This is a genomic window from Serratia sp. CY83965 (assembly GCF_052166375.1).
GTDB lineage: Bacteria > Pseudomonadota > Gammaproteobacteria > Enterobacterales > Enterobacteriaceae > Serratia > Serratia marcescens.
Window position 1 is genome coordinate 356,931 of record NZ_JBJNOV010000010.1, and the last position, 24,711, is coordinate 381,641.

General features: G+C 61.3%; 19 protein-coding genes and 1 riboswitch. Of the genes, 11 read left to right on the top strand and 8 right to left on the bottom strand.

The genetic code is table 11. From position 1 onward, the window contains the following. Positions 1-60: 60 nt before the first annotated feature. The gene (gene ubiA / locus ACJ8PL_RS19545; RefSeq protein WP_028127548.1) at positions 61-933 is read right to left on the bottom strand and encodes a 4-hydroxybenzoate octaprenyltransferase; all 873 of its coding nucleotides are present in this window, start codon (positions 931-933) and stop codon (positions 61-63) included. A gap of 17 nt (positions 934-950) precedes the next feature. Beyond that, a complete protein-coding gene (gene ubiC / locus ACJ8PL_RS19550; protein ID WP_015379228.1) occupies positions 951-1,466 on the bottom strand; it encodes a chorismate lyase in 516 nt (171 codons plus the stop codon). A 392-nt stretch (positions 1,467-1,858) separates the two neighbouring features. On the opposite strand from ubiC, the gene ACJ8PL_RS19555 reads away from it, so the two are divergent. From ACJ8PL_RS19555 to ACJ8PL_RS19565, 3 genes are read left to right on the top strand one after another with little or no spacing between them, the layout of a single operon-like run. Next, the gene (locus ACJ8PL_RS19555; protein ID WP_016930279.1) at positions 1,859-3,241 is read left to right on the top strand and encodes an MFS transporter; all 1,383 of its coding nucleotides are present in this window, start codon (positions 1,859-1,861) and stop codon (positions 3,239-3,241) included. 24 nt (positions 3,242-3,265) lie between these two features. Beyond that, positions 3,266-4,267, top strand: coding sequence for a LacI family DNA-binding transcriptional regulator (locus ACJ8PL_RS19560; protein WP_033639262.1), 1,002 nt, complete (start codon positions 3,266-3,268; stop codon positions 4,265-4,267). 22 nt (positions 4,268-4,289) lie between these two features. Beyond that, positions 4,290-5,273, top strand: coding sequence for a nucleoside hydrolase (locus tag ACJ8PL_RS19565; RefSeq protein ID WP_016930281.1), 984 nt, complete (start codon positions 4,290-4,292; stop codon positions 5,271-5,273). A gap of 55 nt (positions 5,274-5,328) precedes the next feature. Here ACJ8PL_RS19565 and malM read toward each other — a convergent pair whose 3' ends face one another. The 4 genes from malM to ACJ8PL_RS19585 all read right to left on the bottom strand — a co-directional run bounded on the left by malM (position 5,329) and on the right by ACJ8PL_RS19585 (position 9,727). Further along, a complete protein-coding gene (malM, locus tag ACJ8PL_RS19570) occupies positions 5,329-6,234 on the bottom strand; it encodes a maltose operon protein MalM (RefSeq protein ID WP_079450119.1) in 906 nt (301 codons plus the stop codon). 97 nt (positions 6,235-6,331) lie between these two features. Beyond that, positions 6,332-7,621, bottom strand: coding sequence for a maltoporin (locus ACJ8PL_RS19575; RefSeq protein ID WP_028127550.1), 1,290 nt, complete (start codon positions 7,619-7,621; stop codon positions 6,332-6,334). 32 nt (positions 7,622-7,653) lie between these two features. Then, positions 7,654-8,763, bottom strand: coding sequence for a maltose/maltodextrin ABC transporter ATP-binding protein MalK (malK, locus tag ACJ8PL_RS19580; protein ID WP_016930284.1), 1,110 nt, complete (start codon positions 8,761-8,763; stop codon positions 7,654-7,656). After that, positions 8,756-9,727, bottom strand: a complete 972-nt coding sequence (locus ACJ8PL_RS19585; RefSeq protein ID WP_116403823.1) for an alpha-amylase family glycosyl hydrolase — start codon at positions 9,725-9,727, stop codon at positions 8,756-8,758. Before ACJ8PL_RS19585 ends, malK begins: the two co-directional genes overlap by 8 nt. A 358-nt stretch (positions 9,728-10,085) precedes the next feature. On the opposite strand from ACJ8PL_RS19585, the gene malE reads away from it, so the two are divergent. From malE to malG, 3 genes are read left to right on the top strand one after another with little or no spacing between them, the layout of a single operon-like run. Next, entirely contained in the window at positions 10,086-11,279 is a 1,194-nt protein-coding gene (gene malE, locus ACJ8PL_RS19590; protein ID WP_116403824.1) for a maltose/maltodextrin ABC transporter substrate-binding protein MalE, read from the top strand. A 57-nt stretch (positions 11,280-11,336) separates the two neighbouring features. Continuing rightward, on the top strand, positions 11,337-12,914 hold the full coding sequence (malF, locus tag ACJ8PL_RS19595; RefSeq protein ID WP_016930287.1) for a maltose ABC transporter permease MalF: 1,578 nt from the start codon (positions 11,337-11,339) through the stop codon (positions 12,912-12,914). A gap of 11 nt (positions 12,915-12,925) precedes the next feature. Further along, a complete protein-coding gene (gene malG / locus ACJ8PL_RS19600) occupies positions 12,926-13,816 on the top strand; it encodes a maltose ABC transporter permease MalG (RefSeq protein WP_004936696.1) in 891 nt (296 codons plus the stop codon). Positions 13,817-14,024: 208 nt separating this feature from the next. Here the strand turns inward: malG and psiE are convergent, their stop codons facing one another. Next, positions 14,025-14,432, bottom strand: a complete 408-nt coding sequence (gene psiE, locus ACJ8PL_RS19605) for a phosphate-starvation-inducible protein PsiE (RefSeq protein ID WP_015379238.1) — start codon at positions 14,430-14,432, stop codon at positions 14,025-14,027. A 225-nt stretch (positions 14,433-14,657) separates the two neighbouring features. On the opposite strand from psiE, the gene ACJ8PL_RS19610 reads away from it, so the two are divergent. Next, a complete protein-coding gene (locus tag ACJ8PL_RS19610; protein WP_016930288.1) occupies positions 14,658-16,091 on the top strand; it encodes a capsule assembly Wzi family protein in 1,434 nt (477 codons plus the stop codon). A 61-nt stretch (positions 16,092-16,152) separates the two neighbouring features. On the opposite strand, the gene pgi is transcribed toward ACJ8PL_RS19610, so the two are convergent. Further along, the gene (pgi, locus tag ACJ8PL_RS19615; RefSeq protein WP_033639258.1) at positions 16,153-17,799 is read right to left on the bottom strand and encodes a glucose-6-phosphate isomerase; all 1,647 of its coding nucleotides are present in this window, start codon (positions 17,797-17,799) and stop codon (positions 16,153-16,155) included. Between the two features lie 229 nt (positions 17,800-18,028). On the opposite strand from pgi, the gene ACJ8PL_RS19620 reads away from it, so the two are divergent. The 4 genes from ACJ8PL_RS19620 (at position 18,029) to ACJ8PL_RS19635 (ending at position 24,684) form a co-directional block, all read left to right on the top strand. Then, a complete protein-coding gene (locus ACJ8PL_RS19620; RefSeq protein WP_028128300.1) occupies positions 18,029-19,837 on the top strand; it encodes a cation:proton antiporter in 1,809 nt (602 codons plus the stop codon). A 52-nt stretch (positions 19,838-19,889) separates the two neighbouring features. Beyond that, a riboswitch (Lysine riboswitch) is annotated at positions 19,890-20,083 on the top strand. Positions 20,084-20,190: 107 nt separating this feature from the next. Further along, positions 20,191-21,558, top strand: a complete 1,368-nt coding sequence (gene lysC / locus ACJ8PL_RS19625) for a lysine-sensitive aspartokinase 3 (RefSeq protein WP_028128299.1) — start codon at positions 20,191-20,193, stop codon at positions 21,556-21,558. A 143-nt stretch (positions 21,559-21,701) separates the two neighbouring features. Next, positions 21,702-22,619: a ketopantoate/pantoate/pantothenate transporter PanS gene (gene panS / locus ACJ8PL_RS19630; RefSeq protein WP_033639257.1), complete on the top strand. Its 918-nt coding sequence runs from the start codon at positions 21,702-21,704 to the stop codon at positions 22,617-22,619. Positions 22,620-23,004: 385 nt separating this feature from the next. Then, positions 23,005-24,684: a ShlB/FhaC/HecB family hemolysin secretion/activation protein gene (locus ACJ8PL_RS19635; RefSeq protein WP_016930293.1), complete on the top strand. Its 1,680-nt coding sequence runs from the start codon at positions 23,005-23,007 to the stop codon at positions 24,682-24,684. The last annotated feature ends 27 nt before the right edge of the window (positions 24,685-24,711 follow it).

The following is a 24,711-nucleotide window of genomic DNA, read 5'->3' on the forward strand; positions in this document are numbered from 1 at the left end:
CCGGCGCGAAAACACAAAAGGCACCCCTTGGGGTGCCTTTTTTCTTGCTGCAGGAAACCGTTACGCCGGCAGATAGCTCAGCGCGATGCCGATAAACACCACCAGCCCGACATAGTTGTTCTGCAGGAAGGCCTTGAAGCAGGCTTCGCGCTCGCGCCCGGCGATCTGCTTCTGCTGGTGAATGAACAGCGCGCCCGCCAGCAACAGCGACCAGTAAAACGCGCCGCCGAGCTGCGCCAGATAACCCACCCACGCCAGCAGCAACAACGTCGCGAACTGCAACAGCCCGACGATCAGCTTGTCATAACGCCCGAACAGGATGGCGGTGGACTTGATGCCGATTTTCAGATCATCGTCGCGATCGACCATCGCATACAGCGTGTCATAGGCTACCGTCCAGCAGATGTTCGCCAGCAGCAACAGCCAGCAGCTGAGCGGCAACGATTCGCTGACCGCCGCATAGCCCATCGGAATGCCCCAGCCGAACGCGGCGCCCAGTACGAACTGCGGCAGGTTGGTCACCCGCTTCATAAACGGATACACCCAGGCCAGCGCCAGCGCCGCCAGTGACAGCCAGATGGTCATCGCATTCAGCGTCAACACCAGGCAGAACGAAATCAGCACCAGCACCACGAACAGCACTTTGGCCTCTTTCGCGCTCACCCGGCCGCTCGGCATCGGCCGCCCGGCGGTGCGCTTTACGTAGCCGTCCACCGCGCGATCGGCGTAGTCATTCACCACGCAGCCGGCGGCGCGCATCAGGAACACGCCGAGCACGAACACCACCAGAATCGACAGCGGCGGCACGCCTTTCCCGGCCAGCCACAGCGCCCACAGCGTCGGCCACAACAGCAACAGCGTGCCGATCGGTTTATCAATGCGCATCAAATGGCTGTAAGCCCGCCATTTACTTTGAGTCACGCTTCCCTCCAACGTCTTGTTCTCCTCTCTTATGCAGGAACCGCTGAATACAGCGGTGAAGCCGGTAAAAACAGTTCAGTCAGCAGCAGCGGTTTGCCCGCCAGCCGCAGCCGTGAACGACGCGCCCACAGCGCGTCCTGTCGGCCGATATGGATATAGTCGCGGGTCAGATCGCCGCTGCTGAACAAATAGCGCCCCAGCGGCAGCGTGCCCAGATCCACCAGCGCCTGGTCGGGTCCGGTCAGCGTATGTTCCGGGATCACCGTGCGCCCCAGCAGCCAGGGCTGGCCGTCGCCCAGCAGCACCACTTCGCGCAGCCAGTAGCGCGGGCTGTCGGGCAGGTGGTTCGCCTCGTCGCCCAGCGCCTCGCGCGTGACGAAGCATTCGCGCTGCGGTTCAACGCGCACCTGGGCGCAATGGCGTTCAAATCGGCGGGTCATGGAGCCTAACTCCATCAGCCAGTCGCTGACGGCGGCGGGCGCCGGAGGATCCTGTTCGGATAACCACTCCAGCGGCGGCAGGATGGAATCCCTGATGCCAGACATTGCTTTACTCCTCGCCTGAACCGCAGCCGGTACGGCGCGCCAGACGATACAAACTGTTAACAGGCCCCCATTGTAGCGCAGAAATGCGAAAGCGGCAGGCTGATTCGTGGCGAAAACGGCAGGTCTGTCGGCCGGAAAAACCGGGGTTCTGTCATCTTTTTGCCATCCGCATTCTCTATCTTCATTTCCCGGCGCGCTGACGATTCTGTGATCGCCCGCAAAGTTTCAGCTTCCTCGCGTTGTGTTATCTACGCGCGTAGATACCCTGATACGGCAGCGTTGAATCGCCATGCGTCCGACATGATTTGTCGGCACACCTTTGTTGCCGGCACCAGGGAAACCATCTTTAACCGCGCCCCTCCAGGCGCAGAACAAAAGAGGATAGCACTGCCATGAGCGAAACAACGCTTGCCCCTTCACAGACCGCCGACGCCGCGCTGGCGGCCGATGAACGCCTGGCAACCAAAGAGGGGCGCAGCCAATTTTGGCGCGCCACCTTCTCCTGTTGGCTCGGCACCGCCATGGAATACGTCGACTTCGCGCTGTACGGCCTGGCGGCCGGCATGGTGTTCGGCGACGTGTTCTTCCCCGAAGCCACGCCGCTGGTGGCGCTGCTGGCCAGTTTCGCCACTTACTCCGTCGGCTTCGTCGCGCGGCCGATCGGCGCGCTGGTGTTCGGCTGGATCGGCGACCGCAAAGGCCGCCGCGTGGTGCTGATCACCACCGTGGCGCTGATGGGCCTCTCCACCACATTGATCGGTCTGATCCCGTCCTATGCGCAAATCGGCGTCTGGGCGCCCGCCTGCCTGGTGATCCTGCGCTTCGCGCAGGGGTTCGGCGCCGGTGCGGAGCTGTCCGGCGGGGCGGTGATGCTGGCGGAATACGCGCCGGCCAAGCGGCGCGGGCTGGTCGCGTCGATCATCGCCATCGGCTCCAACAGCGGCACCCTGCTGGCGTCGCTGGTGTGGCTGCTGGTGCTACAGCTCGACAAGGAAGATCTGATGAGCTGGGGCTGGCGCATTCCGTTCCTCGCCAGCATTCTGATCGCCGGCGCGGCGCTGTACCTGCGCCGCCACGTGCGGGAAACGCCAGTGTTCGAACGCGAGCTGCAGCAAAACCACCAGCGCATGCTGGACGCCGCCCAGGCCGCGCCGGACTCACGCAGCTACCTGCAACGCACCAAGGCGTTCTGGGTGATGCTCGGCCTGCGCATCGGCGAAAACGGCCCCTCCTACCTGTGCCAGGGCTTTATCGTCGGCTATGTCGCCAAGGTGCTGATGGTCGATAAATCAGTGCCGGCGCTGGCGGTGCTGATCGCCTCACTGTGCGGTTTTCTGGTGATCCCGCTGGCCGGCTGGCTCTCCGATCGCTTCGGCCGCCGCATCACCTACCGGTGGTTCTGCCTGCTGCTGGTGCTGTACGCTTTCCCGGCGTTCTGGCTGCTCGACAGCCGTGAGCCGGCGATCGTCATCTCGGTGATCGTGGTCGGCATGTGCATCGCATCGCTGGGGATCTTCGGCGTACAGGCGGCCTATGGCGTCGAACTGTTCGGCGTGAAGAACCGCTACTCCAAAATGGCGTTCGCCAAGGAGCTTGGGTCGATCCTCTCCGGCGGCACCGCGCCGCTGATCGCCACCGCGCTGCTGTCCGGTTTCGGTCACTGGTGGCCTGTCGCCTGCTATTTTGTTGTAATGGCGGCCATCGGCTTAATCACCACCTTCTTTGCTCCCGAAACCCGCGGCCGCGATCTCAACCTGCCGCAGGATGCCGCGTAGCGGGAAGGCGAACAGGACCTCAATTTGGATAATCACTCCGCGCGCCGCGTTACCCGCGCCGACGTGGCTCGCATAGCGGGCACCTCCGTCGCCGTGGTCAGCTACGTGATCAACAACGGCCCGCGCCCGGTGGCGGAAGCCACCCGGCTGCGCGTGCTGGCGGCGATCGAGCAGACCGGCTACCGGCCGAACGACATAGCGCGGGCATTGGCCTCCGGCAGCACGCAAACCTATGGGCTGGTGGTGCCGGATATTTCCAATCCGTTCTTCGCCACGCTGGCGCGGGCGCTGCAGCAAGAGGCCTTCAGCCGCGGCCGCGTGCTGCTGCTGGGCGACGCCGGCGACGACCGGCAGCGCGAGTATGAGCTGATCAACAACCTGCTGCGCCGCCAGGTCGACGGCCTGCTGTACACCAGCGTCGATCGCCATCCGTGGTTCGAGCTGATCCGCGCCTCCGGCACGCCCTGCGTGATGATAGATACCATCGACAGCCAGGCCGGGGTCTGCGCCATCCGCGTCGACGAGCGCGACGCCGCCTGCCAGGCGACCCGCCATCTGCTGCAGCATGGCTATCGCGACATCGGCATTTTTATCGGCCCGCTAACCATGCTCAACGCGCAGGATCGCCTGAACGGCTGGCGCGATGCGCTGCTGGAGGCGGGCATCGCGCCGCGCGACGAGTGGATTTTCGAGGTCCCCTACACCCGCCAGGGCGGCTACCAGGCCACCCAGCGCATGGTGCAAGGCCCGCGCCCACGCGCCGTTTTCACCTCCAACGAGCAGCAGGCGCTCGGCTGCCTGTCGGCGCTGGCGGAACATGGGCTGCGCGCGCCGGACGATCTGGCGCTGATCTGTTTTAACGGCACGCAGCAATCCGAATTCAGCGTGCCGCCGCTCAGCGCGGTCGAGCAGCCGATCGACGCCATGGCCAAGCGGGCCATCGCCATGCTGGCCGCCGGCGCCGCGCCCGCCGAGCTGCATGAATTCGCTTTTCAACTGCGCATCCGCCATTCATGCGGCTGTTAGCGGATTTTCAGGACACCTTACTATGCGTTTAATCATTGATTGCGATCCCGGTAACGGCGTTCCCGGCGCCAACGTCGACGACGGTCTGGCGCTGGCCCTGGCGCTGGCGGCCAAACCGCAGCTGCAGCTGGAGCTGATCAGCATCGTGGCCGGCAATACCCCACGCGAAGTGGGCTTCGCCGTCGCCACCGATCTGCTGGCGCAAAGCGGCTACCAGGTGCCGGTCGCCCTCGGCGCGGCGCGCGCCCTGAGCGAGCCGCCGGAGCCATGGCGCGCTCATCTGGACCGCCCAATCGCCGATCCCAAGCTGGCGGCGCTGTGGCGCGACTTGCCCGCGCCCTCGCTGGCCAACGCGCCCGCACCGGACGCCGCCATCGCCATCGGCGAACTGATCTGCCGGCATCCCGGCGAGATCACGTTGGCGGCGATCGGCCCGCTGACCAACGTTGCGCACGCCATGCAGCTTTACCCGCAGATGGCGCAGGCGGTGAAAGAGATCGTGATCATGGGCGGCGTGTTCAACGTCGAAGGATACATCAAGGACACCAATTTTGGTTTGGATCCGGAAGCGGCGCGGCTGGTGTTGAACAGCGGCGCCAATATCACGCTGGCCCCGCTGGACGTCACCACCCAGACCATGCTGACCCAGGCGGATCTGGCCGCACTGACCCAGCCGGATACGCCGCTGTGCCGCTATTTGCGCGCCACCACGCAGCCGTGGATCGACTATTCGCGCCATACGCGGCGCCTGCCGGGCTGCTGGATCCATGATGCGCTGGTGATCGCCTGGCTGTTGGAACCGCAGTTGGTCACGACCGAAATGTTCCATGTGGATGTGGCGCTGGAAGGGGCGTTGACGCGCGGCAGCTCACGCCGTTGGCGGCCGGGCGGCCTGCGCCTGACGGTCGGCCTGCCGCCGCCGCAGGGCAAGCCGGTGCGCATCATGCAGCAGGTGGACAACCCCCGTCTGCTGACGCTGATCGGCGCAACGCTGGCGCGCGGATGAAAAAAGGTGCGCCAAGGCGCACCAATCATCGAGCCAGCATCGGCAGCGCCGGGTGTTACCCCTTGCCTTTAACGCTGCTGATAAACGTTTTACGTGCAGTGGTCGAGCCCAACTTCTCGGCCTCATTCATCAGCTTCAGCGCCTTGTCGATATCGCCCGCCTTCACCGCCTGCTTGATGCCGTTATTGAAGTAGCTTTCGGTATCGTTGAGCATCGGCTCCGCCGGTTTCTCCGGGGTCGGTGCCGGCGCCGCCACGGCGGCCGGTGCGGTTGATCCCACCACCACCGGCGCCACGGTCGGCGCAGGCTGCAGCATGCCGATCATCACGTTGCCGGTGCCCTGTTCCGCGGTGACCTTAAGCTTCAGCGTGCCGGTCGTCGCGTGGCCGGCGATCGGATCCGGGATATCCGGCACCGCGTTGCCCACGCCCTGCGCATAGGCCTTGGCCGGATTGGTCAGCTGCGTGGTTTTCGCCAAATCCTGGCGGGTGGTGTACACCAGCAGGTAAATCTGTTTTTGCCCGAGCGCCGGCGTCAGTTTCAACGTGCCTTCGAGGCGATCGGAGGACATCGCTCCCGGCGGCTGGTAAGGGAAATAGCTGCTCGGGTAATATGCCGCCGGGCGCAGATGCTCGTCCAGCACCAGCACGCTCGGCGCGTACAGCGAATTGTTCTTGGCGAGGCTGCTCAGCGTCACTTCCAGCGAACCGCGATCGGCCGGCAGGGTATAGGCGGCGATCGCCCCTTGGATCTCGCCCTGATTGAGCTGCGGGCTGACGGCGTCGAGCTTCACTTCTTGCGACACCGGCGGCTGCAGCGGCTGCCACGGCAGGCTTTGCAGCGTGGCGGCGCTGATGGCCGGCGCGACGGAAACGTTGGCCGGCGTATCGGCATTGGCCGCCAAAGGCACGCCGACGGTCAGCGCCAGCGACAGGCAGAGTGACAGCAGATTCTTTTTCATCGTTATATCCTCTTTCAGCACCGCGATGGATCAGGCAAGAGATCGGGCCGCGGCGAATGCGGTTGGGGGAGAGCCGGCGGCCCTCCCCGTCCTGTCGTTACCACCAAATTTCCATCTGGGCGCCGAAGGTGACTTCGTCATCCTTGCCGCGGCTGAAGGTATGCATGCTGGTGTCGTTGTAAGCGGTGCCGGCGTTATACCCGGTGTCATCGCCGGTGGCGTAGCCCCACTTCTCATCCCACTTGGCGTAGGTGGCGAACAGGCGGATGGCCGGACGCGACCAGATGCTGTTGCCCGCCTGCCATTGCTGCGCCAGAGTCACTTTATACTGGCCGTTGCGATCGCCGGTGCGTTGGGACTTGACGTTGTCATAGCCGGCTTCCAGCAAGGTGCTCATGATCGGCGTCCATTTGTACATCGGGCGCACGCCCACGGTGTACCAGGTGGTGCCGTTGTTGTTGTCGCGGTCGATGTCCTGGAACATGGCGACATACATCAGCGCCCATTGATCGTTGAAATCGATGGCGCCGTGATCCAGCACGCGGATCATCTTGCCGTTGTTATCGATGGTGGCGCCTTCGTTGCGGCCGTTGTTCTGCGAGGTCATCGAGTCGGTGGCGTACTGCAGCACGAACTTGTTGTAACCGTTCAGGATGCTCTGCGTGTGTTCCGCGGTGAACATCCAGCCGTCTTTGCTGGCACCGTCGGCCAGGCGGTAGTTATCCTGCGCATTGGCGCGGCCGTAGTCCACGCCCAGCTCCAGGGTGCCGCCCGGGTTCAACTCCAGGCCGGCCAGACGCAGGTCGAAAGTGTCGTTGACGGTCGGACGCTGTTTCCATTCGTTATCCAGATAGCCGTAAGAACCGCCGGATTCGGAGTTGCGGGTCACGGCGGCGGACAGCTTGCCGAAGCCCAGATCGATGTTTTCCAGACCGGCGCCCGGGCCGGAGATATCCCAGTAGTAGAAGTCGATCATGTGAACGTCATGACGCTGATAGAAACGCTTACCGGCCCACAGCGTGGAGCCCGGCAGCCACTCGATCAGGTTTTTACCCTGCACGTTCACTTCGCGGAAGCCCGGCGTCACGTCTTCCCAGTCGGAACGCTGCGAGACCGAATAGGCCAGGTTAGTGTCGAAATAGAAGCTCTTGTCGCCTTCTTTCCACACTTCCTGCCCCAGTTTCAGTTCGGCGTAGGTTTCGCATTCGTTGCCGAGACGGTATTTGCTCGCGGCGCCGGTGGCCTTGAAGCACTGTTGCTCACCGCCGCTGCCGGTCCAGCCGATGCCAGAACGGGCGTAACCGTGGAAATCCACGGCCAGCGCCTGAGTAGAGAGAACACCGGCGGCGACAGCCAGTGCCAGAGGAAGTTTGCGCAGAGTAGTCATCATTATTCTCCTGTTATACCGACTTTGATGCTTTAAACGCCCGGCTCCTGGTGCAGCCGTTTACATGCCGTACCGTCTTCACGGAACAGATGGCAGCGGTGAGGCGGCAGGCCGATGGCGAATGTGGCACCTTCTTCTACCAGCACCACGTCGTTCTGGCGGTACACCAGGTTTTGACGGATGGCCGGGATTTGGATGTGGATTTGCGTCTCGTTGCCGAGCTGCTCCACCACCTGTACGTCGCCGGTAAGCCGCACTTCAGAGGCTTCGCCGGGCAGCAGATGTTCGGGGCGAATGCCCAGTGACAGGTTGGCGCCGGGCTGAACGCCCGCGCCTTCCACCGGCAGCCAGACCAGTTGGCGGTTGGGCAGTTCGACCTGCACCTGTCGCGGCTCCGCCGCGGTGACCTTGACCGGCAGGAAGTTCATCTTCGGCGAACCGATGAACCCGGCGACGAAGCGGTTGGCCGGGTAGTGGTACAGTTCCAGCGGCTTGCCGACCTGCGCCACGCGACCGGCGTCGAGCACCACGATCTTGTCGGCCAGCGTCATCGCTTCGACCTGATCGTGAGTGACGTAAATCATGGTGCGCTGCAGGCGCTTGTGCAGACGGGAGATCTCGATGCGCATCTGCACCCGCAGCGCGGCATCGAGGTTGGACAGCGGTTCGTCGAGCAGGAATACGTCCGGCTCGGCCACCAGCGTGCGGCCGATCGCCACACGCTGACGCTGCCCGCCGGACAGCGCCTTCGGCCGCCGATCGAGCAGGTGCGCCAGCTGCAGCACCTCGGAGACCTGGTTCACCCGTTGATTGATTTCCGCTTTCTTGGCGCCGGCCAGCTTCAGGCCGAACGACATGTTGTCCGCCACCGACAGGTGCGGATACAGCGCGTAGGACTGGAACACCATGCCGATGCCGCGCTCGGAAGGCGGCACCTCATTCATACGTTTCTCGCCGATCAGCAGGTCGCCGGAGGTGATGTCCTCCAGCCCGGCGATCATGCGCAGCAGCGTCGATTTGCCGCAGCCCGACGGCCCGACAAACACCACAAACTCGCCGTCTTCGATAGTCAGATTGACGTCTTTGGAAATCACGGCCTCACCGAAGGCCTTATAAACGCTGCGCAGTGTCACGCTAGCCATGCGTTACTCCCCTGCTTTCGCAGTTAACATGTCGTGTGAAAATGGCGGAGGCAAAGCCCGCCAAAACCCATTGATGACCCTCTTGCTGCGCGCCGTGCTGCCATACCAACGGCAAGGTCGCCTCAGACGGCGCGGCCGCCTGAGTATAAGGCTGCAGGTTTATCAGCGCTTCAAGGCATTGATCCTGATGGGTAATAAGTAAGCGCACCACGCCGTCCCGCTGGCTGACCGCGTTCAGCTCGCCGCGCTGGATGAGCGGCGAACGGCGCAGGGCCAACAGCGCCTGGCAGTAACGTAAGGTGGAGTGGCTGTCGTGCTGTTGGCGGCTGATGGCCAATGCGCGGTGTTCGATCGCCACCTGCTGATACCAGCTGATCTCCCCGGCGGTGACCTGTTCGGGGGCTTCATGCCACGGCATTGGCGTTTGCGCGCCGCGCGGATCCTGCAGGCCGGCGGCATGCGGCAGCCCCAGCTCTTCGCCCTGATACAGGCAGATCGGCGCCGGCAACATCGCCAACAACGTCAAAAAGGCGGCGGCGGAACGCAGGTCGCCCTGCCCCCAGCGGCTGACCACCCGAGGCTGATCGGCGTCCCCGGTGCTCCACAGGCTGTCCGTCAACGTGGCGCGGCGGGCGTGCAACACCGCCGCCAGCCTCTCCGCGCTGAATGGCATCACGTCCAGCGCCAGCGCGCCGTGGGCGAACCGCTGCGGTGCGACGGCATTGCGAACGCGGTTAGCGTCATCGCCGTACCACAGCGTCAGCCCTTCGCCCGTCACCGTCGCCTCGGCCTCCGGCGCCAACGTCTGCGGCAGCAACAGGCCGTCGATCGACAGCGCTTTCAGGTATGGCAGCGCCGCCAGCATGCCGTGCGCGTCGCCCACGCCGTCCCCGTTTCCGTCACGGAAACTGGCCGGATGGATCCGGTACAGGGTGGGCTGAGTGGCGATAGGCATTGACGACATAAATCCGGTATCCCTGCAGCGCGTGGCGTTAAAAATCGATGGGCCGATAGTGCGGGAGTCGCCGGAAAGGGTAATCATCCGTAACAGGATTTTTCATGGGGGAGGAGGCGGGAGGATGAGAGAACGACCGCGGCGATGAGAAGTTCCGCGCTTGAGGCAAATCTGTGATCCGGCTGGCAAAAATCTCCCCCCTATTTTGTGCCTGACGCCACAGAATAGAGCACAACGTTAACTGGATCACACTCCTCATCTCAGGGGCGTAGAGGGGGGGAGGATGAGAATATGTCGCGTTGTGACCCACTATTACCGCGAAACGTCTCTCCTTGATTTATGTGCCCACAAAAAGAAGGACTGGATTATGACTCGCAGCATTACCCTCGCCCGCACGCTGGCGCTCTCGGCACTGGCCACCCTGGTGCTCTCTTCTTCCGCCTTCGCCAAGATTGAGGAAGGCAAACTGGTTATCTGGATCAACGGCGACAAGGGCTATAACGGCCTGGCGGAAGTCGGCAAGAAATTCGAAAAAGACACCGGCATCAAGGTCACCGTCGAGCACCCGGACAAGCTGGAAGAAAAATACCCGCAGGTGGCCGCCACCGGCGACGGTCCTGACATCATTTTTTGGGCCCACGACCGCTTCGGCGGCTATGCGCAGTCCGGCCTGCTGGCCGAAATCCACCCGTCCAAAGCCTTCCAGGACAAGCTGTTCCCGTTCACCTGGGACGCCGTGCGTTATGACGGCAAGCTGATCGGCTATCCGATCGCCGTCGAAGCGCTGTCGCTGATTTACAACAAGGACCTGATCAAACAGCCGCCGAAGACCTGGGAAGAGATCCCGGCTCTGGACAAACAGCTGCGCGCCAGCGGCAAGAGCGCCATCATGTGGAACCTGCAGGAACCCTACTTCACCTGGCCTATCATCGCCGCCGACGGCGGTTATGCCTTCAAGTATGAAAACGGCAAATACAACATCAAGGATGTCGGCGTCGCCAACGCCGGTTCGCAGGCCGGCCTGCAGTTCATCGTCGATCTGGTGAAAAACAAACACATCAACGCCGATACCGACTACTCGATCGCCGAAGCCGCGTTCAACAAAGGCCAGACCGCGATGACCATCAACGGGCCGTGGGCCTGGAACAACATCGAGCAGAGCAAAATCAACTACGGCGTGACGCTGCTGCCGACCTTCAAAGGCAAGCCGTCCAAACCGTTCGTCGGCGTGCTGACCGCCGGCATCAACGCCGCCAGCCCGAATAAAGAGCTGGCGACCGAGTTCCTCGAGAACTACCTGCTGACCAACGAAGGGCTGGCGGACGTCAACAAAGACAAACCGCTGGGCGCGGTGGCGCTGAAGTCCTATCAGGAAGCGCTGGCCAAAGATCCGAAGATCGCCGCCACCATGCAGAACTCGCAAAACGGGGAAATCATGCCGAACATCCCGCAGATGAGCGCCTTCTGGTACGCCGAACGCAGCGCGGTGATCAATGCCGTCAGCGGCCGTCAGACGGTGAAAGCCGCGCTGGACGACGTACAGACCCGTATCACCAAGTAACGACGTCGTGCGGGGCGCCGTGGCGCTCCGCCGTTGCTTCACAGAAAGGAACGCCCTATGCAATTCGCTCACGCCGGGACGCCCGCGCGTAAAAAATCGAAGTGGTGGCAAAGCGACGCACTGAAATGGCTGGTGGTCGGCCTGTTCAGCCTGGTGACCTGCTACCTGATTGTGTTGATGTATGCACAGGGTGAATACCTGTTCGCCATCCTGACGCTGATCCTGGTCAGCGCCGGGCTTTACGTCTTCGCCAACCGCCGCGCCTACGCCTGGCGCTATGTGTATCCCGGCATCGCCGGCATGGGGCTGTTCGTCCTGTTCCCGCTGATCTGCACCATCGCCATCGCCTTTACCAACTACAGCAGCACCAACCAGCTGACCTTTGAGCGCGCGCAATCGGTGCTGATGCAACGCCAGTTCCAGAGTGGCAAAACCTTCACCTTCGGCCTCTACCCGGCGGAAAATCAGCAGTGGCGCCTGCAGCTGACGCCACCGGACAGTGAACAGCCGCTGCTCTCCGAGCCTTTCCGCCTCGACGCCGCGGCGCCACAAACCCTGACATTGACCACACAGAGCGCCGCGCCGCAGGGCGAGCGCGCCACGCTGCGGGTGATCACCCAGAACCGGCAGGCGCTGAGCCAGCTGGTGGCGCAACTGCCCGACGGCGGTGAATTGCGCATGAGTTCACTGCGCCAGTTCTCCGGCACCCGTCCGCTGTATGCGCTGGACAAAGACGGCAGTACGCTGACCAATAACCAGACCCAGGTGCGCTACCGGCCGAACGGCGACATCGGCTTCTATCAGGCGATCAACGCCGACGGCGGCTGGGCGCAGGAAACCCTGAGCCCGGGCTATACCGTCACCACCGGCTGGAAAAACTTCCTGCGGGTGCTGCAGGACGAGGGCATCAAGAAACCGTTCGTATCGATCTTCATCTGGACCATCGTGTTCTCGGTGATGACGGTGATCCTCACCGTGGCGGTCGGCATGGTGCTGGCCTGCGTGGTGCAGTGGGAGGCGCTGAAAGGCAAGGCGATCTACCGCGTGCTGCTGATCCTGCCCTATGCGGTGCCGTCGTTCATCTCGATCCTGATCTTCAAAGGGTTGTTCAACCAGAGCTTCGGCGAAATCAACATGATGCTCAGCCATCTGTTCGGCATCAAACCCGCCTGGTTCAGCGATCCGCTCACCGCCAAGAGCATGATCCTGATCGTCAACACCTGGCTCGGCTACCCGTACATGATGATCCTGTGCATGGGGCTGCTGAAAGCGATCCCGGACGATCTGTACGAGGCCTCGGCGATGGACGGCGCCAACCCGTGGCAAAACTTCTTCCGCATCACCTTACCGCTGCTGATCAAGCCGCTGACGCCGCTGATGATCGCCAGCTTCGCCTTCAATTTTAACAACTTCGTGCTGATCCAGCTGCTGACCAACGGCGGCCCGGACATGATCGGCACCACTACGCCGGCCGGCTATACCGATCTGCTGGTCAGCTACACCTACCGCATCGCCTTCGAAGGCGGCGGCGGACAAGACTTCGGCCTGGCGGCCGCCATCGCCACGCTGATCTTCCTGCTGGTGGGCGCGCTGGCGATCCTGAATTTGAAAGCCAGCAAGATGAACTTTGATTAGGGAGAATAACGATGGCCATGGTTCAACCCAAATCCCAGCGCCTGCGCCTGTGGATCACCCATATCTTGATGCTGTGCTTTATCGCCCTGATCATGTTTCCGCTGCTGATGGTGGTCGCCATCTCGCTGCGCTCCGGTAACTTCGCCACCGGCAGCCTGATACCGGAAACCCTCTCTTGGGATCACTGGCGGCTGGCGCTTGGCTTCAGCGTCACCCACGCCGACGGCAGCGTGACGCCGCCGCCGTTCCCGGTGCTGCTGTGGCTGTGGAACTCCATCAAGATCGCGGCGATCACCGCCATCGGCATCGTGACGCTGTCCACCACCTGCGCCTACGCCTTCGCACGCATGCGTTTTCGCGGCAAGAGCACGTTGCTGAAAAGCATGCTGATCTTCCAGATGTTCCCGGCGGTGCTGTCGCTGGTGGCGCTGTACGCCCTGTTCGATCGCCTGGGCCAGTACATTCCGTTTATCGGCCTGAACACCCACGGCGGCGTGATTTTCGCCTACATGGGCGGCATCGCGCTGCACGTCTGGACCATCAAGGGCTATTTCGAAACTATCGACAATTCGCTGGAAGAAGCGGCGGCGCTGGATGGCGCCACGCCGTGGCAGGCATTCCGTCTGGTGCTGTTGCCGCTGTCGGTGCCGATTCTGGCGGTGGTATTCATTCTGTCATTTATCGCCGCCATCACCGAAGTGCCGGTGGCGTCGCTGCTGCTGCGCGATGTGAACAGCTACACGCTGGCGGTGGGGATGCAGCAATATCTCAACCCGCAGAACTACCTGTGGGGCGACTTCGCCGCCGCCGCGGTGCTGTCGGCGATACCGATTACCGCCGTGTTCCTGCTGGCGCAGCGCTGGCTGGTGGGCGGCCTGACGGCCGGCGGCGTGAAGGGGTAATTTGTGCCACTGCAGTGCGTTTGATGTTTTTCCTTATCTTTTATCCTATGGATTTCAAGTTACAGCGAGGCGACCAGCTCGCTAAGCCCAGGCGCTTACTTCAGTAAGTAACTGGGGTTAGCGAGTGCAGTCAACAACGCTGTCGCTTGAAAGACGACGGGTAATTATATCCTGTGTCTTTGGCGGCCTTTGGCCGCTATTTTTATCGCTACTCCCGTTTCAGCCGATCGGTATTGGCCAGATAGAGCGTCACCACCAGCACCAATATCGCCGCGGCGTAGATCAGGGTATCGATGGGGTTTTTGTGGTCCACGATAATCAAACGAATAATCGCGGTAATGCCAATGTAAATAAAATAGCGCAGCGGGAAATGATAACCCGACTCAAAATACTTGACGATCAAGGCGATAAATTCAAAGTACAGGAAATAAATCACGATGCCTTCAATCAACAGGTAAGAAGACGACTCTTCGCTGTTGATAAATAACACCTTCGCCAGATGGATGGTTTCCTTGACCAGAAACACCACCAGAATTGCCGCCAGCAGCAACAAGCCCACGTTCAGCACTCGCTGCAGCCCCTTCGCTATCATGATCGAACGCGACGTTTTTGCCATAAAACCTCTCTCTGAATACCGCTTATATGATTCAACCCTGCCAATATAGGCATTGTCCTAAAAATTCCGTCCCAGGTGAAAGCACTTTAAACCCCATTTAATTCATCACGTTATAATAAGATGTTTCTGCCTTATAGATTTGTAGCAAATCGAAATGTCAACTATCATGGGTCACAGAGATCTTTACATAAAACCAATAACCTCGAATTAACAAGGGAATTCTTTATGCGCGCTAAACTTAACGGACTGGTCGCTGCGGGCCTGTTTACCTGTGCATTGTCCGGCCACGCCGCCGGCCTGGTAGCCCCTGACAACGATCTGCGTAACGATCTCGCCTGGTTGTCTGACCGCGGCGTCATCAACGTCAGCCTGTCCACCTGGCCGCTGAGTCAGGAAGAGATCAGTTCCGTTATCGCGCAGGCCAAGCCGGTGACCAACACCGAGAAAAACGTCATCGACCGCGTGCAGCGCCGTGTCGATGCTCTGAAAGCCAACATCCGCGTCAGCGGTTACGCGTCGACCGATAAACCCGGCACCCCGCAGGGCTTCGGCCAAAACGAGTACGCCGACGATCGCCTGACCATCGGCGCCGGCGCCAACGGCGAGTTCTGGGACGTGCGTCTGCAGGGCTCGGTGGAAGGCGATCAGCGCGTCAGCGACGGTTCCAAATTCAACATGAACGGCTCCTACGGCGCAGTGAAAATCTGGAACCAATGGCTCTCCTTCGGCGAGGTTTCCCAGTGGTGGGGCCCGGGTTACGACGGCAGTCTGATCCGCTCCGACGCCGCGCGCCCGGTGGCCGGCTTTATGCTGCAGCGCGCCGACCAATCGCCGTTTGAAACCCCGTGGCTGTCGTGGATCGGCCGCTGGCAATACCAGCTGTCCGCCGGCCAGCTGTCGCAATACGCAGCCGTACCGGACACCAAGCTGATCGGTGGCCGCCTGACCATGATGCCGACCGACTTTCTGGAGCTGGGCGCTTCACGCGTCATGATGTGGGGTGGTGATGGCCGTCCGCACTCCTGGAGTTCCTTCTGGGATGGCGTAACCGGCAACGATAACACCGGCGATCCGAAAAACGATCCGGGCAACCAGTTGGGCGGTTTTGACTTCAAACTCAAGCTGCAGCCGCTCATCGGCATGCCGGTCAGCTTTTATGGCCAGATCACCGGTGAAGATGAAGCAGGCATGTTGCCTTCGCATAACGCTTACATGCTGGGGCTTGAAGGCCATCCGGAATGGGGCCCGACCACGATCAACTGGCATATCGAAGGTTCTGATACCCGCTCTAACGGCAACGCCAACAACGTGATGTACAACCACTACATCTATCGGGGCGGTTACTACCAGCAAGGTTATCCGCTGGGCCACGCGATGGGCGGCGACGGCCAGATGCTGTCCGGGCGCGTGGAAATGGTGCTGGACGATGGCCAACGTTGGAGCACCCGTCTGGTGTACGCCAAGGTGAACCCGAACAACCAAACCATCAACCGGGCGTTCCCGCGTTCCGATACGCTGAAAGGCATTCAGCTCGGCTGGGGTTACAGCTTCGATTCTCAGGTTAAGTTCGATACCAGCCTGTGGTACACCGACAGCGATCACAGCACCGCCGATGACGTGGGTGCAGGCATCAGCTTCGAAGTGCCGATCAACCTGTAATTTTTTGCAGACGTAAAAAAACCCGCCGCGGCGGGTTTTTTATTGGCTTCAGCTCAGGCGCTTAGCGCCATTCCTTGAAGCGGTTGATCAGCGCATTGGTCGAGCTGTCGTGGCTGCTGATTTTCTCGCTGCCCGCCAGCTCCGGCAGGATGCGGTTAGCCAGCTGTTTGCCCAGCTCCACGCCCCACTGATCGAAGGTGAAGATGTTCAGGATCGCGCCCTGGGTGAAGATCTTGTGCTCATACAGCGCGATCAGGCTGCCCAGGCTGAACGGGGTGATTTCGCGCAGCAGGATCGAGTTGGTCGGCCGGTTGCCTTCAAACACCTTGAACGGCGCCACGTGCTTGACCTGCTCAGGAGTTTTGCCCTGCGCCGCGAACTCGGCTTCCACCACTTCCAGCGACTTGCCGAACGCCAGCGCTTCGGTCTGAGCGAAGAAGTTGGACAGCAGTTTGGCGTGATGATCGCCCAGCGGGTTATGGCTGATGGCCGGCGCGATGAAATCGCACGGCACCAGCTTGGTGCCCTGGTGGATCAACTGATAGAACGCATGCTGGCCGTTGGTGCCCGGCTCGCCCCAAATGATGGGACCGGTCTGGTAATCCACCGGGTTGCCGTTGCGATCGACGTACTTGCCGTTGGATTCCATGTTGCCCTGCTGGAAGTAAGCGGCAAAACGGTGCATGTACTGATCGTACGGCAGAATGGCTTCGGTTTCGGCGCCAAAGAAGTTGTTGTACCAAATACCGATCAGCGCCAGCAACACCGGCAGGTTTTTCTCCGCCGGCGTTTCGGCGAAGTGCTTGTCCATGGCGTGCGCGCCGCTCAGCAGCTGCTCGAAGTTGTCATAACCGATGGACAGCGCAATCGACAAACCGATCGCCGACCACAGGGAGTAGCGGCCGCCGACCCAGTCCCAGAATTCGAACATGTTGTCGGTATCGATGCCGAACTCAGCCACCGCTTTGCCGTTGGTGGACAGCGCGGCGAAGTGCTTGGCCACGTGCTGTTGATCGGCGGCGCTGCTCAGGAACCAGTCGCGCGCGCTGTGGGCGTTGGTCATGGTTTCCTGAGTGGTGAAGGTTTTGGAGGCCACCAGGAACAGCGTGGTTTCCGGATTCAGCGGCTGCAGCGTTTCGGCGATGTGGGTGCCGTCGACGTTGGAGACGAAGTGCATGTTCAGGTGGTTTTTATAAGGGCGCAGCGCTTCGGTCACCATGTATGGGCCGAGATCCGAACCGCCGATGCCGATGTTCACCACATCGGTGATCGGCTTGCCGGTGTAGCCTTTCCACTCGCCGCCGATGACGCGCGCGCAGAACTGTTTGATCTTGGCCAATACCGCGTTCACTTCCGGCATCACGTCTTTGCCGTCGACCAGGATCGGGCTGTTGCTGCGGTTGCGCAGGGCAATATGCAGCACCGCGCGATCTTCGGTGCGGTTGATTTTCTCACCGGCGAACATCGATTTGATGGCGCCTTGCAGATCGGTTTCTTTCGCCAGCGCCTGCAGCTTCTCCAGGGTTTCCTGCGTGATGCGGTTCTTGGAATAGTCCACCAACATTTGGTCGTTGAAGGTCGCGGAGAACCTGGAGAAACGATCGCTGTCCTGGGCGAACAGGTCGGCGATCCGTACGTCTTTCATCTGTGCATAATGTTGCTGCAGGGCTTGCCAAGCAGCGGTTTGACTAGGATTGATATTTTTCATAGCAACACTCTTAGGCTTGAGAATAAAAATGACGCGTTTGTCCGATTGTAGCCTGTTCGACTGTGATTATGATCTCTTTTCTTGCGATAGGCGCTAACTGTCAACGCATTGCCGCCTCGTTTCAGCTTTCACTCTATACTTTTGGCTAACGGCCTGTTATCGGGGTTGCCGAATTGTCATCAGGCTGTGTCATCGTCGCTTATTTCGTCATTTGAAAGGGATCTCGCTTATGGAATTATCCGCCCCGCTCATGTTGGTGCTTATCGGTCTGGCGTCGCTGCTGGCGCAGTGGCTGGCCTGGTTGCTGCGCCTGCCGGCCATTTTGCCGCTGCTGCTGTTCGGCATCGTGCTCGGCCCGACGGTGCATCTGGTGCAGCCGGATCTGCTGTTCGGCGATCTGCTGTTTCCGCTGGTGTCGCTGTCGGTGGCGATCATCCTGTTCGAGGGGGCGCTGACGCTGCGCTTCGAGGAGATACGCGGCCTCGGCGGCGTGGTGCGCAACCTGGTCACCGTTGGCATGCTGGTCACCTTTCTGGTCATCAGCCTCGCCAGCTGGTGGCTGCTGGATTTCCCGCCGGAGCTGGCGGCGCTGATCGGCGCGGTGACGGTAGTGACCGGGCCGACGGTGATCGCCCCGCTGATGCGCGTGGTGCGGCCGAACGCCAACATTAACCAGGTGTTGCGTTGGGAAGGGATCGTCATCGATCCGGTCGGCGCCATCTTCACCCTGCTGGTGTTCGAGTTTATCGTGCTGAAGCAGAATGCGGAGTCCTATACCCACCTGTTTTGGACGCTGGGCGTGACCGCCGCCGTCGGCCTGATCGCCGGCGCGCTGTTCGGCTATCTGCTCGGCCTGGCGCTGCGCCGCGTCTGGCTGCCGCGCTATCTGCAGAACCTGGCGGTGCTGGCGATCATGCTGACCGCCTTCGGCGTTTCCAACGCCATCGCCGACGAATCCGGCCTGCTGACCGTCACGGTGATGGGCATCTGGCTGGCCAACATGCGCGACGTGGACACCAGCGATATTCTGGCGTTCAAAGAGGAGCTGTCGGCGATCCTGATCTCGGCGCTGTTCATCATTCTGGCGGCGCGGCTCGACATCCAGGCGCTGTGGCACATGGGCTGGCCGCTGCTCCTGCTGCTGCTGGCGGTGCAGTTCATCGCCCGGCCGCTGTGCATCGCGGTGTCGACCTGGCGCTCTTCCCTGCACTGGCGCGATCGGCTGCTGCTGTGCTGGATCGCCCCGCGCGGCATCGTCGCCGCGGCGGTCAGCTCGCTGTTCGCGTTGACGCTGCAGCGCAGCGGCTATCAGGGCGCCGACCGGCTGGTGACCGTGGTGTTCGCCATCATCATCGGCACCGTGGTGTTGCAAAGCCTGACCAGCGGCATGATGGCGCGCTGGCTGCGGGTGCAGCAGCAGAAACCGCGCGGCGTGCTGATCGTCGGCGCCAACAGCGTGGCGCGCATGCTGGCGCAGGCGCTGATCAAGCTGAACGTGCCGGTGATCGTCACCGACAGCAGTTGGGAATACTACCGTCAGGCGCGCATGGACGGCATTCCGGCCTACTATGGCCACGCCTACTCCGAACACGCCGAGAACTACCTCGATCTGAGCAATATCGCCCAGGTGCTGGCGCTGTCGCCCAATCGTCACCAAAACGCGCTGGCGGTCTACCACTTCGGCCATCTCTTCGGCGAAGATCACGTGTTCGCCATCCGTTCGGGGGCGCCGCTGAAAGGGCGCGGCGCCAGCGCGGAAAGTTCGCGTTTCCGCCGGCATGAAATTTTATTTAATCAGGAAGCCACCTACGGCCGCCTGAGCAGCCTGCTCGCCAGAGGGGCCACCATCAAAGCGACAAAATTGAACGAAAATTTCGGTTGGCTGGAGTATTTGGAGAAACATCAGGGCGTTATTCCGCTATTCAGCCAAAAGGAAGACGGTTCTCTGCAACCGATTGGCGCCGGTTCCACGCCCGCGATGCCCTGTACGCTTATCGCGCTGGTGCAAGATGAAAATCCCTCACCGTCTGTACGTTGACAGAATGGCGATAACCGGCTATTCCTAACAGCCTACTTGCGCACCCGGTGCGCAAGCCAGAAGAGGCGCGTCGCCCAGGTAGAGTGTCAGAGGAGCCGTTTCTCCGTTGACGGCACCCGAGGGGGAGCGACGCCGAGGTACGATAATGGCCGGCCATTATCGTATCGACTACAGGGGCTGAATCCCCTGGGTTGTCACCAGGGGATCGCCACAGGGCGATCGACAAGGTGGGGCGCTTCTGGGTGTATCGTAGCCTGACCTCTACGCCTGCCCCCTGTTTACCGCTCTCCCCTTGTGCCAAGGCTATGGAATTACAGTGCCCCAAACGGGCATCCCTGACACGAGGTTTCTAGATGAACCAAGCAGCACCCCAGAATTCCACCGTGGTAGCCAAGTTCGGCGGCACCAGCGTCGCCGACTTTGAAGCCATGAACCGCAGCGCCGACGTCGTGCTGGCCAATCCGCAGGTCCGCCTGGTGGTGTTGTCCGCCTCGGCGGGCGTCACCAACCTGTTGGTCGCCCTGGCCGAAGGTTGCGAGGCCGACAAACGCAACTACCAGCTTGATGAAATTCGTCGCATCCAGTACGCCATCCTCGATCGCCTCGCGGCGCCTGCGGTGATCCGCGACGAGATAGACCGCCTGCTGGAAAACATCGCCATGCTGTCGGAGGCCGCCTCGCTGGCCACCTCGACGGCGTTGACCGACGAACTGGTCAGCCATGGGGAGCTGATGTCCACCCTGCTGTTCGTTGAAATCCTGCGCGCCCGCAACGTGCAGGCCGAATGGTTCGACGTGCGCAAAGTAATGCGCACCGACGATCACTTCGGCCGCGCCGTGCCGGACAGCGCCGCGCTCAGCGAACTGGCCCGGTCGCAGTTGCAGCCGCGCCTGCAGGAAGCGCTGGTGGTCACCCAGGGCTTTATCGGCAGCGAGCCGAAAGGCCGCACTACCACGCTCGGCCGCGGCGGCAGCGACTATACCGCCGCGCTGCTCGGCGAGGCGCTCGGCGTCGGCCGGGTGGATATCTGGACCGACGTGCCGGGCATCTACACCACCGATCCGCGCGTGGTGCCGGCGGCCAAGCGCATCGACAAAATCGGTTTCGAAGAGGCGGCGGAAATGGCCACCTTCGGCGCTAAAGTGCTGCATCCGGCCACCCTGTTGCCGGCGGTGCGCAGCGATATTCCGGTGTTCGTCGGCTCCAGCAAGGATCCGGCGGCCGGCGGCACGCTGGTGTGCAACACCACCGAGAACCCGCCGCTGTTCCGCGCGCTGGCGCTGCGCCGCAAGCAAACGCTGCTGACGCTGCACAGCCTGAACATGCTGCACGCGCGCGGTTTTCTGGCCGAGGTGTTCAACATCCTGGCGCGCCATAATGTCTCCGTCGATCTGATCACCACTTCGGAAGTCAGCATCGCGCTGACCATGGACACCACCGGCGCCACCTCCGTCGGCGGCAGCTTGCTGACCACCTCACTGCTGACCGAACTGTCGTCGCTGTGCCGGGTGGAAGTGGAAGAAAACCTGGCGCTGGTGGCGATCATCGGCAACCAGCTGTCGCGCGCCTGCGGCGTGGGCAAAGAGGTGTTTGGCGTGCTCGATCCGTTCAATATCCGCCTGATCTGCTACGGCGCCAGCAGCTATAACCTGTGCTTCCTGGTGCCGGGCGAAGAAGCCGAGCAGGTGGTGCGTACCCTGCATCACAACCTGTTCGAATAAGTCATTATCCTGATTGCGGGCGCAGCATGCTGCGCCCCTGCGTCTAAAAAATCCGTTCAAAACCTGCAGGGGTTCAGCATGTTGAGCCCGCAATAAAAACACAACCACACCCGCCGTTCTCAATCTGGCTAAGGAAAACCTGCATGCTGGCACTGCTCACGCGCTTATTCCCCCTCTGGGCGATACTGCTGTCCGTCGCCGCTTATTACACGCCGACCACCTTTACCGGTATCGGCCCCTACGTCAGCCCGCTGCTGATGCTGATCATGTTCGCCATGGGCGTCACGCTGCGGCTCGACGACTTCAAACGCGTGCTGGCGCGCCCCGGCCCGGTGGCGGCAGGCATCTTCCTGCATTATCTGATCATGCCGCTGGCGGCCTGGCTCCTGGCGATGCTGTTCCGCATGCCGCCGGATCTGTCCGCCGGCATGGTGCTGGTGGGCAGCGTGGCCAGCGGCACCGCGTCCAACGTGATGATCTATCTGGCCAAGGGTGACGTAGCGCTGTCGGTGACCATCTCGGCGGTCTCAACGCTGGTGGGGGTGTTCGCCACGCCGCTGCTGACCCGTCTGTACGTCGACGCCAAGATCAGCGTCGATATCATGGGCATGTTGTTGAGCATTCTGCAGATCGTGGTGATCCCGATCGGCTTGGGCCTGATCGTCCACCATACCCTGACCAAGGCAGTGAAACGCATCGAGCCACTGCTGCCGGCGCTGTCGATGGCGTGCATTCTGGCGATCATCAGCGCGGTGGTGGCGGGCAGCCAAAGCCATATCGCCTCGGTCGGTCTGGTGGTGATCGTCGCGGTGATCCTGCACAACGGCATCGGTCTGCTGAGCGGCTATTGGGGCGGCAAGTTGTTCGGCTTCGACGAGTCCACCTGCCGCACGCTGGCGATCGAAGTGGGCATGCAGAACTCCGGGTTGGCGGCCACGCTGGGCAAAATCTACTTCTCGCCGCTGGCCGCGCTGCCGGGCGCGCTGTTCTCGGTCTGGCACAACCTCTCCGGTTCGCTGCTGGCGGGTTATTGGTCCGGCCGCCCTATCAAGAAAAAATAAACCGCCTGCAGGGACGCAAACAATTGCGTCCCTTTTCTTCCCTGCGAAATTTCGTATTTCCCACTGGTCGGATTGTCATAATTTCCCCCATACCCTATCATCCGTGAAAAATAAAAATTCAGATTCTTCCTATCCATGCCGATAATGTTGGCAAGAAGAAGAGATGCTCCACTTTTTTTAATTAATTAAGTCACCAGGGTTGCCCGCCATAAAAGAAGCAGCCTAATTATTATTTAGATATATACCCACCGTCTTATTTGCTGCGGCAAATCAAGATATCTCGCAATGTGCATGTCGCTCATTATTTCGGGCCGGCCGTCGGCCGCCCGTGGTTAACCTCATGGATTGGGCTGGCTGCCCCGGCGGCCTCTCATAATGGATTACAATGATAAAAAAAATCACCGCCTTGACGCTGTTGGTCAGCACGGCCCTTTCCGCTGAAACCCTGCCGGACTCCCACATGATGCAGGATATGTCGATGGGGGAGTCGCGCCGCGCGCTGCAAGACAGCACGCGTGAAGTCAACCAGTTGATTGAGCAACGCCGCTACCAGCAGCTGAAGCAACAGCGCCTGCTGGCGGAACCGGAACCGGCCGCGCCCGCCCTGCCGCAGTCCGCGCAGTGCCTGCCGATCGCCGGCGTTTATCTGCAGGGTGTCACCCTGCTCTCGCCGGCCGATTTATCGGCCCTGAGCGCGCTGCCGGAACAGTGCATCAGCAGCAACGATATCAATCGCCTGACCCGTGAATTAACGCGCCTTTATGTGCAAAAAGGCTATATCACCGCGCGCGTGCAAATTGTTCGCCCTAATTCACAAGGAGAATTGGGGTTAAGCGTGACCGAAGGATTTATCGAGAAAATAGAAGGCGGCGATCGCTGGGTCAACAGCCGTTTATTATTTCCGGGGCTGGAAGGCAAGCCGTTGAAATTAACCGAGCTTGATCAGGGATTGGATCAGGCCAACCGTTTGCAATCGAATACCACCAAGCTGGATATATTGCCCGGCCGCCAGGTTGGCGGTTCGGTTATTCGCTTGCGCAATCAGCATGCCAAGCCCTGGCTGATTACCGCCGGCACGGATAATTACGGACAAAAAAGCACCGGCCGGTGGCTGGCGCGCGCCACCGCCACGTTGGACAGCCCGTTCGGCCTGTCGGACTTTGTCAGCCTGAACGCCAACAGCACGCTGGAAAATCCGGCTCACCGCTATAATCGCGCCTATACCCTGCTCTATTCGCTGCCGTACGGCGCGTTCACCTTCAGCGGGTTCGCCAGCTTCTCGTCCTATGAAAACCACCAGCAGTTGCCGCACAACGTGGTCAAACTGCACGGCCAGACCCAACAGTACGGGCTGCGCAGCGACTACGTGTTTTATCGCGATCACGATCAGATAGACAGCCTGAGCGGCCAGCTGACCTACAAGCGCATCGATAACTACTTCGAAAGCGTGCGCCTTGAGGTCAGCAGCCCAACGCTGACCCTGGCCGAACTGAGCGCCAGCCACCTGCAAATTCTGCCCAATGGCGTGTTCAGCGCCAACCTCAGCGTCGAGCAGGGGATGCCGTGGCTGGGGGCCGGCCGCCACCCGAGTTCGGTGCACCTCGACAGCCAGTTCACCAAGGGCAAGCTGTTCGCCAACCTCAGCCAGCGCCTCAGGCTGGGCGACGCCACCTATCAGCTCAACAACCTGTTCTACGGCCAGTACAGCCGCGATCCGCTGCCCGGCGTGGAGTGGCTGAGCCTCACCGATCGCAGCGCCGTACGCGGCTTCAGCCGCAGCACCCAGTCCGGGGACAACGGCTGGTATCTGCAGAATACGCTGTCGCGCAGTTTCAATCTGGGTGCCACCACGCTGACGCCGCGCCTCGGCGCCGACGTCGGCCGCATTCTGCCGCGTCAGGACAACTCTGGCTGGCGCAGCAGCGCCGGTATAAGCACCGGCGCCACATTGCGTTATCAGCGAGCGCTGGTCGATCTGGAGGTCAGCCGCGGCTGGATTTTGTCCAACCACGCTACGCCGGAAGATCCCGTTCAGGTGTTGGCCCGCTTTTCTTACACCTTTTAATCAACAGTTTTGCAGGACCCCACGGCA